The 9,238-nt window shown below is 44.8% G+C and carries 9 protein-coding genes; 2 read left to right on the forward strand and 7 right to left on the reverse strand.

Annotation, left to right across the window (positions count from 1 at the left end; all coding sequences use genetic code 11):
* Positions 1 to 80: 80 nt before the first annotated feature.
* The 6 genes from AB4209_RS07875 to AB4209_RS07900 all read right to left on the reverse strand — a co-directional run bounded on the left by AB4209_RS07875 (position 81) and on the right by AB4209_RS07900 (position 5,029).
* Entirely contained in the window at positions 81 to 932 is an 852-nt protein-coding gene (locus AB4209_RS07875; RefSeq protein ID WP_372055462.1) for an alpha/beta fold hydrolase, read from the reverse strand.
* 47 nt (positions 933 to 979) lie between these two features.
* Positions 980 to 1,540, reverse strand: coding sequence for a Slp family lipoprotein (locus AB4209_RS07880; RefSeq protein ID WP_009847301.1), 561 nt, complete (start codon positions 1,538 to 1,540; stop codon positions 980 to 982).
* A gap of 39 nt (positions 1,541 to 1,579) precedes the next feature.
* Positions 1,580 to 1,885, reverse strand: coding sequence for a hypothetical protein (locus tag AB4209_RS07885; protein WP_009847302.1), 306 nt, complete (start codon positions 1,883 to 1,885; stop codon positions 1,580 to 1,582).
* A gap of 93 nt (positions 1,886 to 1,978) precedes the next feature.
* On the reverse strand, positions 1,979 to 2,680 hold the full coding sequence (gene tsaB, locus AB4209_RS07890; RefSeq protein ID WP_372055464.1) for a tRNA (adenosine(37)-N6)-threonylcarbamoyltransferase complex dimerization subunit type 1 TsaB: 702 nt from the start codon (positions 2,678 to 2,680) through the stop codon (positions 1,979 to 1,981).
* A gap of 59 nt (positions 2,681 to 2,739) precedes the next feature.
* Positions 2,740 to 4,668: an ATP-dependent DNA helicase gene (locus AB4209_RS07895; RefSeq protein WP_372055466.1), complete on the reverse strand. Its 1,929-nt coding sequence runs from the start codon at positions 4,666 to 4,668 to the stop codon at positions 2,740 to 2,742.
* Between the two features lie 160 nt (positions 4,669 to 4,828).
* Positions 4,829 to 5,029 (reverse strand): hypothetical protein, encoded by a 201-nt coding sequence (locus AB4209_RS07900; protein ID WP_102480712.1) that lies wholly within the window; start codon positions 5,027 to 5,029, stop codon positions 4,829 to 4,831.
* A gap of 300 nt (positions 5,030 to 5,329) precedes the next feature.
* Between AB4209_RS07900 and purU the strand changes: the two genes are divergently transcribed.
* Positions 5,330 to 6,163, forward strand: a complete 834-nt coding sequence (gene purU, locus AB4209_RS07905; RefSeq protein ID WP_029235356.1) for a formyltetrahydrofolate deformylase — start codon at positions 5,330 to 5,332, stop codon at positions 6,161 to 6,163.
* Between the two features lie 315 nt (positions 6,164 to 6,478).
* On the opposite strand, the gene AB4209_RS07910 is transcribed toward purU, so the two are convergent.
* The gene (locus tag AB4209_RS07910; protein WP_372055468.1) at positions 6,479 to 7,075 is read right to left on the reverse strand and encodes a VOC family protein; all 597 of its coding nucleotides are present in this window, start codon (positions 7,073 to 7,075) and stop codon (positions 6,479 to 6,481) included.
* Positions 7,076 to 7,422: 347 nt separating this feature from the next.
* Between AB4209_RS07910 and argS the strand changes: the two genes are divergently transcribed.
* Positions 7,423 to 9,156: an arginine--tRNA ligase gene (argS, locus tag AB4209_RS07915; RefSeq protein ID WP_017070297.1), complete on the forward strand. Its 1,734-nt coding sequence runs from the start codon at positions 7,423 to 7,425 to the stop codon at positions 9,154 to 9,156.
* Positions 9,157 to 9,238: the final 82 nt, after the last annotated feature.

Genomic DNA, 9,238 nt, shown 5'->3' on the forward strand with positions numbered 1-9,238 from the left:
CGACTGCTTCGCCGCTTTTTATCATTGCGGTATTACAGCACAGCTTTAGTGCATGAGCACTAAAAGGCTCAAACACTTGTTTAAATTTTGTTAACTACACCAAGAATTAGCTCTGAAACTAGCTCTGGGCTCTCTAAATGACAATGATGTCCGCCAGGAATCGTCTCTATATTCAGAGGACTATGCGCTGATTTGTAGCGATTATGCTGCAAATGTCGGAATCCATCATTCCCTAGGATTATTAATTGAGAGCATTCAATAGCCGCCATAATCGCTTCAGCGTGCGCCTGTGACATTCGATATAACGAGTCACATTTTAGATTAGGGTCGCATCGCCATTGCCAAGAGTTCTCAAACTCGACAATACCTCGCTCAACAATAGGAGCGATTAATTCAGCATTAATTTGGTTGGCGTGAGCTCTCAGCTTAATAGCATCCTCAAGACTTGCCAGAGGACGTGAAGGCTTTCTTCGCTGTCGAAGACGACTAAGTACCCCATCCCTCAAGCGAGAGACTGTTTCGTGGGGAGCTTCAGAAAGAGGTCCGTGACCTTCAATTTGAATTAATCCTGACACATTTTCAGGAAAGGCGGCACTATAGCAACTTGCTATCAATGCACCAAGTGAATGTCCTACCAGCACCAGTCTGTTTGGCGATAATTTGGTCACTAGCTGGTGCAAATCATCAATATAGTCGTGAAATGGGTAGTAACTCCCCGACTTATGCGACGAGAAACCGTGCCCAAAAAGATCGCTCGCAACCAAGTGAGTATCTGGAGAAAGCTTAGAGACTTGCTGCATGACCTGAGTAAAACTTGCGGAATTGTCTAGCCAGCCATGAATAAAAACGACCGTCGTTACGGTCGTTTGTGGGTTGCCAATCTGTTGTGTTGCAAGTGTCCCGCTCGCAAGGGAATATGACTGTTCAATCATTGATAGTATGGTGTCCCTGTCATTGGGTATGTCGAGTTAAGGTTCGACTATTGCACATCTTGAATCACACGCCCTGACTTAGGCATGGTTTGAAAACTGCGACAATGTAAACTGCGGCAAGAGTAGTAAGTTGGCGCAAAGTCATTAATAACCACTCTTTCAGTGATCTGCCATAAACGTTGATTGTAGACATTCATGACTGGGAAAGTGTAAGGGTATTCACCAACCATACCGTCTTCAGTGCTATTTGATGTGCCAACTAAAGTAACTAAACGACCCTCAGCAAAGCTCAATGGTTCAACATAGCCGTCAATGTAACCAACAAAACGTCCTTTTGGTTCGGCATCAATATCAGGCTTACCACTACTAGAGATAGGTAAGTTCACCACTTCAACACGCGTTTTATCTTTCAGATTAGTGACTTTAGCAATCACGCCACCCAAACGAACATCACCGGCATCCGGTAGTGTGTTTACCCACTCTTGGTAGTCAGTTACCACCTGTTCTGAGTTTGCATTAAGTTCTTTAGGTAAAGAGGAGCACCCCATCACCATCGTAGAGAAAGCGACAAGGAAAAATAAGCGAGATTTAGATATGAGAGAATACATAATGCAGCTCCTTAGAGCAGGATAAATGAATACACAAAGCTAGATATAAATATCGACCCCAATTAGCTTTGCAAGTTCCTCTTTTTTAGCTTGATTCATCACATCCATATACTCCTCCATCGCACGTCGTCCGCGCCCTTCTGGAAGATCATATTGAATCTGAGCCTTGTGAATCTCAGACTCTTTGACCTGGCGAATAGAATGCGAGACAGCATTCGCAACCTTAGTTGGCTGACCAACAGAGGTCTTTGCATCGCCTTTTTTTACCTCATTCTTTTTGTTGGTTCGATTGGTTTTAGATGTATTACCTATCGAAGAAGGAGGTAAGCCGTTGATTGAAACCATGCTTAAAGAGTTTATTACCTGACTTTAATGATTGTGTATCTAATTTTAATAACGGCTCTACAAAATAAACTGCAGAGCCAAAGTAATACGTATTTACTCGCGACCAGGCAGTTTTTTCCAAGTCACTTTATCACGTAGGTAAACCGGCTCAGACTCTTCAGCTGCAACCGCTTTGCCTTCAGCATAAGCAAATTGAGCAAGGAACGCCATGTCTTGAGCTTCTGGGAATAGCACTTCACTCACTTTGGTGTTGATCGCTAGTGTGTCCATGTGCTCTGCATATGCTTCCCAACCTGTGCCTACTTTCGCCCATGTGTTGGAGTCCGCTTCAAGCTGTTCAGCCAATTCGCTTGGAGGCGTTACACATTCCGCATCGACCGCAGTCCAACGACCATCATCTTCACGGCTGTAACGAGCCCAGTAAACTTCACTCATGCGAGCATCAATTGCTGTTGCAACATGAGTTTCGCCAAATTTACGGTAGCTGCCCTGCGCCATCGCAGCCAGTGTGGAGACACCGATCATCGGTAAATCCGCACCAAAAGCCAAGCCTTGAGCAATACCAATACCAATACGTACACCCGTGAAACTGCCTGGGCCTTGGCCAAACGCGATAGCATCAATATCGGTTAAAGCGACATTCGCTTCTTTCAGTACTTCATCAACCATAGGTAGAATTTTTTTTGTATGGTCTCGAGGAGCCTCTTCGCTACGTGCGAACACCTGGTCACCCATTACTAATGCAACTGAACAGTTTTCAGTTGCGGTATCTACTGCAAGAATTTTCGCGCTCATTTGTGTCTCAAATATCTGTTATCTAATCTAAAAATAATAGCTAAGCTCAACAATGCCAATTACTCAGCAGCGATTGAATGGTCTTTAGCTAAGAATTCTTTAATGACCCCTAAGTCACGGGTACGTGGGATAGGCGGTAAACTCGCCAAAAATATGCCACCGTAATCGCGAGTCACCAATCGGTTATCGCAAATAATCAAAGCGCCATTATCGCGCTTGTCACGTATCAATCGGCCGACACCTTGTTTCAAGGTAATCACGGCGTCTGGCAACTGTACCTGTGCAAAAGGATCACCCCCTTTTAACTTACAGTCCTCGATTCGAGCCTTAAGTAAAGGGTCATCAGGGGCGGTAAAGGGCAATTTATCGATGATAACACAGCTTAATGCGTCGCCCCTAACATCTATCCCTTCCCAGAAAGCACCTGTAGCTACGAGCAATGCGTTACCTAATTCCATGAACTCGGCTAAGGTTTTTTGCTTGCTTGTCTCACCTTGTAATAGGACTGGTACAGTGAGGGTTTCTCGGAATCGCTCACCCAACTCTTTCATCATGCTGTGTGAAGTACACAAGAAGAAACAGCGGCCTTGGTTTTGCTCAATCACCAGAGTCAGCATTCGAACTAACTTATCCGCCAAACCCGGACTATTGGGTTCTGGAAGATAACGAGGCACACATAAACGTGCCTGATTCGGATAATCAAATGGACTCGGCAGTGAAAACTGAGCCGACGGCTTTAAGCCAAGTCGAGAGGTAAAGTGATCGAAATCATCTGACACCGCCAAGGTTGCTGAGGTAAATACCCAAGCGCCCGGTTTAAGTTCGATTTGCTCATGGAATTTATCCGCAACCGACAGTGGTGTGATGTGCAAAGCGAATTGCCTTGGTGTTGTGTCATACCAATAGGAGTAACCCGTAATCGACACATCGCACACACGTTCAATGCGTGACTTAATCATGTTCGCACGTTCAAAAGCGGTGTCTAACAGTTGGCTTCGACCAAGTGCTAACTTCAATACATCAACAGCAAGTTGCAGAGCATCTTGCAAACGAACTAACTCGCGTGCAATCGACTCGGATTTCAAAGCTTCGCGCCAGTTACCACGAAAGCCGGTATCACCAAGCACAATACGCAGATCGGCTGACGATTGAACGAGCCTATCCCCTACTTTCTGTAGCTGACGCATGTCTTTGGCTTCAGTTCGGTAAGCAATTTCAATGTCTTTGGCTAACTCTTGGATCTGTCGACTGGAAACCGATTGTCCGAAGTACTGGCTGGCGATGTCAGGAAGTTGATGTGCTTCATCGAAAATAAACACGTCAGCTTCAGGTATCAATTCGCCAAATCCGGTTTCTTTGATCGCCAAATCAGCTAGGAAAAGGTGGTGGTTTACGACCACCACATCGGAATCCATCGCTTTTTTACGCGCTTTAAGCACAAAGCAATCGGTATAGCTTGGGCACTCTTTACCCAAGCAATTATCATTGGTCGAGGTAATGGTTGGAATAACCGGGCTATCTTCAGCGATATCATCACAATCGCCTAAATCACCCGTTTGAGTGGATGACGACCAACTACGAACTTTGACTAACTGAGCCAGCAGTGTTGGATCGGTATGAGCACCATGACTCTCGATCATTTGACGGCTGAGTCTGTCCAAACACAAATAGTTTGAACGCCCTTTAAGTAACGCAACCTGACCATAAAAGCCAAGCGCATCGACCATCAATGGTAAATCTCGGTGAAACAGCTGTTCTTGAAGGTTTTTAGACCCCGTACTAATGATGGTTTTCTTGCCACTAAGCAGCGCTGGCACTAAGTAAGCAAAGGTCTTACCGGTACCCGTTCCCGCTTCAACAACTAATTGGCTCTGTTGCTCAATAGCTTGTGAAACCGCTTCAGCCATGTCTAGCTGAGCTTGTCGTGGCTGAAACCCGGGGATCGCTTTACCCAGAGCACCATCAGCAGAAAACGTTTTAGATATCATAGAGTACGAAGTTTAGAAAAATAGAAGACGAATTATGGCAGGTTTAGTGAGCCGGCGCGAATCAAGAATGACTTCGCACCGGAGGTGTTTGGTTTAGTTTGACGTGACTTGAGTTACCTTAAAGGTAAGAACTGAAGAAGTAAGAATTAGAGAGTCATTTTTATTTTCGACTTAGATAACGTGACAACCAAGAGGCGCCTTCAAAATGGTTATCACAAGGTTGTATGGCCTTCACTGCATCGGTTGGTGGGGTCTTACTTTCCCACATTTCATCTAGAATATTACCATCTAACTCGGTACCTCTCGCCAATGAATTCACTCGTTGGCAGTACAGTTTTTTGGCTAGTAACTCTTTATCCATAAGTATCACCTCTATTTTTGGCCAAGGCGTAAATGCCTCGGTTGAAGTTCAAATGCGTACTACGGTCAAAACTTTAAAAATGAAGCTTCTGCCTGTTTTCCTATCTAAAAACTGATATTTCCACATCAAACAATTTATCAAAGCGATAAATGAGCAGCAGAATTTGTTGAAACCAACTTGATAATAGATTAATTATAACGGTGATATTGCGGCTCAGTTCACCGTTCGACGGCCTGCATTAAATTTGAAGAATCCCGATTTCATATAATAAGTGCAACATTTCATGGAAGTAAGATGCAAATGGAAAGAAAAACTTTACTAACACATTGTACTGATGCCCCAGGCCTCATCTCGAAGATCACCAACATTTGTTACAAACACCAACTCAATATTGTGCACAACAATGAGTTCGTAGATAACACAAGTGGCCACTTCTTTATGCGCACCGAGCTTGAAGGGTATTTCAATGACGAAACCTTACTTGCCGATTTAGATCAAGCCCTGCCACCAAATACGAAACGTAAGCTTGTTGATTCGTCTCGCAAGCGTGTTGTGATACTCGTGACCAAGGAAGCACACTGCCTTGGCGACATTCTAATGAAGAACTTCGATGGCAGCTTAGACGTTGAAATTGCGGCCGTTGTCGGTAACTACGACATTCTACAAAGCCTAACCGAGCGTTTTGACATCCCTTACCACCATGTTTCTCACGAAGGGCTAAACCGTGAAGAACATGAGAAGAAGATGCTAGAAGTGATTGACCAGTACGAGGCGGATTACCTTGTTTTGGCTAAGTACATGCGAGTGCTGACACCAGGTTTTGTTGAAAAATACCACCACAAGATCATCAATATCCACCACAGCTTCTTGCCAGCATTTATTGGCGCGAAGCCATACCAACAAGCGTATGAGCGCGGCGTGAAGATCATTGGCGCAACGGCACACTTTGTGACGAATGATTTGGATGAAGGTCCAATCATCAAGCAAGATGTTATCCCTGTGGATCACAACTTCAGCGCGAAAGACATGGCACAAGCCGGTCGTGACGTAGAGAAGAATGTATTAAGTAAGGCGTTAAACAAGGTGATCAATGATCATGTGTTTGTTTACGGCAACAAGACTGTAATTCTGTAAATCGGATATTCGATTTCCGGTAAGACTTCCAGTTAGAACCCAATAAAAAACGCGCAATAGGGAAAGCCCATCGCGCGTTTTTTGTATCTGATGATCAGACTCGCTTTGAGAGATTCCCGACTACGCTCCTTCGTCGCTATCGGGAATGACGAACTCGGTGATGAACCTTCGAGCTATAGGCTCTAACATACGCTCTCGAACGCTCAGTCTGTCACTATCCAAAGATAGACTCTGGAAAATTTCATCGAACACCCCGTCATTCCGACGAGCCAAGGCGAGATCAGGAATCTCTTTCCTAGCAACTCTCTATTCAAATTAAGCCTGTTCTGATTCCACAATCTTCTTCAAAGAGTGTGGATGCAGCTTGATGCAAATCCCTTGATGTTTAAAAGCCACTGTTGGGTTATTCAAGCGTTCACCCTCGCCTTTCGGGCTAGAGAGTTTGATCTTAACGCCTTGCTCACCCAGCGTTTCAAAGTTAGCAGCGAACTGCGGGTAAGTTTCTTTAAGATCCGCTAGATACTCATCAGCTGTTTGGGCATGAGAAGGAATCACAAACTCTACATGTTCCCAATCTTGGCTTGGGTAAATCTTACCTTCTGCTGGATATGGCAGCTCCAAACATTCAATTTTCCAGCCAAGGCTTTGCAAGGGTTCATCGAAAGCCAACACCACAATTGGACGACCATTAATCATCGCCTCAGAAATCATAGAGCCGTACTCAGACCACGCTTGATGGGCAGATTTCGCTAGCTCAGTGTCATTGATTCGCAGCGCAATATGATCCGCTTGAGCAAAGCTTAAATCCAAACCTAATGTATTTCCTAGGTTCTCGATTTTTGCCATAAAAGTATCAAGGCGGGCGATCATTTGTTGTGGTTCTAGTTCAGCTTGCTTCAGGCTCATCATCATTGTCTGTGTTCTCCAAATAATGGCTGCATGTTATCAGTTTTGCCTTTTGCAACAAGCGTTGCTTTTACAAAAAACACTCAATAACTATGTTCTTTTCGCTCCTTAAACATGCAAACGCGTCTTGCTAAAAGTCGATTGTCAAAAACCACTCAGGAAATGTTAATTTTCTATCAATTCGACCTATAAGAAACCGCACAAAATTGGTATGATTACCGCCATTTCTGTGAACTTAAACAGAGTCTGCTGCTGATTTTGGCATTAAATCGTTAACTAGAAGCATAATTAACCAATTTAATGACCAAGAATTAACGGCCACTCTTATCATCCTTGAATTGAAGGAAACGCGTGTGAATATCCAAGCACTTATTAATGACAAAGTATCTCAGGCTCTAGAAGCCGCTGGCGCACCTGCAGGCTCTCCTGCTGCTGTTCGTCAATCTGCAAAACCACAGTTTGGTGACTACCAAGCAAACGGCGTTATGGGCGTTGCTAAACGACTAGGCACTAACCCACGAGAATTTGCTCAAAAAGTATTGGACGTTCTAAACCTAGACGGTATCGCGTCTAAAGTTGAAATCGCAGGTCCGGGTTTCCTAAACATCTTCCTAGATGAAGCTTTCCTAGCCAAACAAGCAGACGCAGCATTGGCTGACTCTCGCCTTGGTGTTGCCGTTGCTGAAACGCAAACTATTGTTGCGGATTACTCTGCGCCAAACGTTGCTAAAGAAATGCACGTTGGTCACCTACGTTCAACTATCATCGGTGATGCAGTAGTTCGTACTCTAGAATTTCTAGGCCACAACGTTATCCGCGCTAACCACATCGGTGACTGGGGTACTCAATTCGGTATGCTTATCGCAAACCTTGAGCGCGTTCAGGCTGAGTCTGGTGAAGTTTCAATGGAACTTGCTGACCTTGAAGGCTTCTACCGTGAATCTAAAAAGCTCTACGATGAAGACGAAGAGTTCGCAGTTAAAGCACGTGGCTACGTTGTTAAACTGCAAAGCGGCGACGAGTTCTGCGCAGAGATGTGGAAGAAGCTTGTTGACGTAACAATGATTCAAAACCAACGCAACTACGATCGTCTAAACGTGTCTCTAACACGTGATGACGTAATGGGCGAAAGCATGTACAACCACATGCTTCCAACTATTGTTGCGGATCTGAAAGAGCAAGGTCTTGCTAAAGAAGATGACGGCGCACAAGTTGTATTCCTAGACGAATACAAAAACAAAGATGGTGACCCAATGGGCGTTATCATCCAGAAACGCGACGGCGGCTTCCTTTACACAACAACCGACATTGCTTGTGCAAAATACCGTTTTGAAGAACTAGGCGCAGACCGCGTTCTTTACTTCATCGACTCACGTCAACACCAGCACCTAATGCAAGCTTGGACTATCGTTCGTAAAGCAGGTTACATCCCAGAATCTGTTTCTCTTGAGCACCACGCATTCGGCATGATGCTAGGTAAAGACGGTAAACCATTCAAGACTCGTGCAGGCGGTACTGTTCGTCTTGCTGATCTTCTTGATGAAGCCGAAGTTCGTGCAGCGCAGCTAATCGAATCTAAGAACCCAGAACTAGCAGAAGACGAGAAGAAAGCGATCGCGAACACTGTTGCTATGGCAGCGGTTAAGTACGCAGACCTTTCTAAGCACCGCACTACTGACTACGTGTTCGATTGGGACAACATGCTTGCATTCGAAGGCAACACAGCACCATACATGCAGTACGCATACACTCGTGTTGCTTCTGTATTTGCTAAAGCTGGCATTTCTATGGACTCGCTTGAAGGTGAAATCAAAATCACTGAAGAGAAAGAGAAAGCGCTTATCGCGAAACTTCTACAGTTTGAAGAAGCAGTACAGTCTGTTGCTCGTGAAGGTCAACCACACATCATGTGTAGCTACCTATTCGAACTAGCTGGTCAATTCTCTAGCTTCTACGAAGCTTGCCCTATCCTAGTTGCTGAAGACAAAGCTGTTAAGCAGAGCCGTCTGAAGCTTGCTGCACTAACAGCGAAGACGATCAAGCAAGGTCTATCGCTTCTAGGTATCGACACTCTAGAGCGCATGTAAGCGATTCGAGATTCGAGATTCGAGATTCGAGATTCGAGATTCGAGATTCGAGAAAATTAGAAAGGTTGACGTGAAAGCGTCA

The sequence above is a fragment of the Vibrio sp. 10N.286.48.C11 genome (assembly GCF_041469805.1).
In the GTDB taxonomy this organism is placed as follows: domain Bacteria; phylum Pseudomonadota; class Gammaproteobacteria; order Enterobacterales; family Vibrionaceae; genus Vibrio; species Vibrio crassostreae_C.

What these genes read in the sequence shown, in the direction of transcription:
- AB4209_RS07875 (WP_372055462.1), bottom strand. Translation starts at nt 932, where the DNA reads ATGATTGAACAGTCATATTCCCTTGCGAGCGGGACACTTGCAACACAA.
- AB4209_RS07880 (WP_009847301.1), bottom strand. Translation starts at nt 1,540, where the DNA reads ATGTATTCTCTCATATCTAAATCTCGCTTATTTTTCCTTGTCGCTTTC.
- AB4209_RS07885 (WP_009847302.1), bottom strand. Translation starts at nt 1,885, where the DNA reads ATGGTTTCAATCAACGGCTTACCTCCTTCTTCGATAGGTAATACATCT.
- tsaB (WP_372055464.1), bottom strand. Translation starts at nt 2,680, where the DNA reads ATGAGCGCGAAAATTCTTGCAGTAGATACCGCAACTGAAAACTGTTCA.
- AB4209_RS07895 (WP_372055466.1), bottom strand. Translation starts at nt 4,668, where the DNA reads ATGATATCTAAAACGTTTTCTGCTGATGGTGCTCTGGGTAAAGCGATC.
- AB4209_RS07900 (WP_102480712.1), bottom strand. Translation starts at nt 5,029, where the DNA reads ATGGATAAAGAGTTACTAGCCAAAAAACTGTACTGCCAACGAGTGAAT.
- purU (WP_029235356.1), top strand. Translation starts at nt 5,330, where the DNA reads ATGGAAAGAAAAACTTTACTAACACATTGTACTGATGCCCCAGGCCTC.
- AB4209_RS07910 (WP_372055468.1), bottom strand. Translation starts at nt 7,075, where the DNA reads ATGATGATGAGCCTGAAGCAAGCTGAACTAGAACCACAACAAATGATC.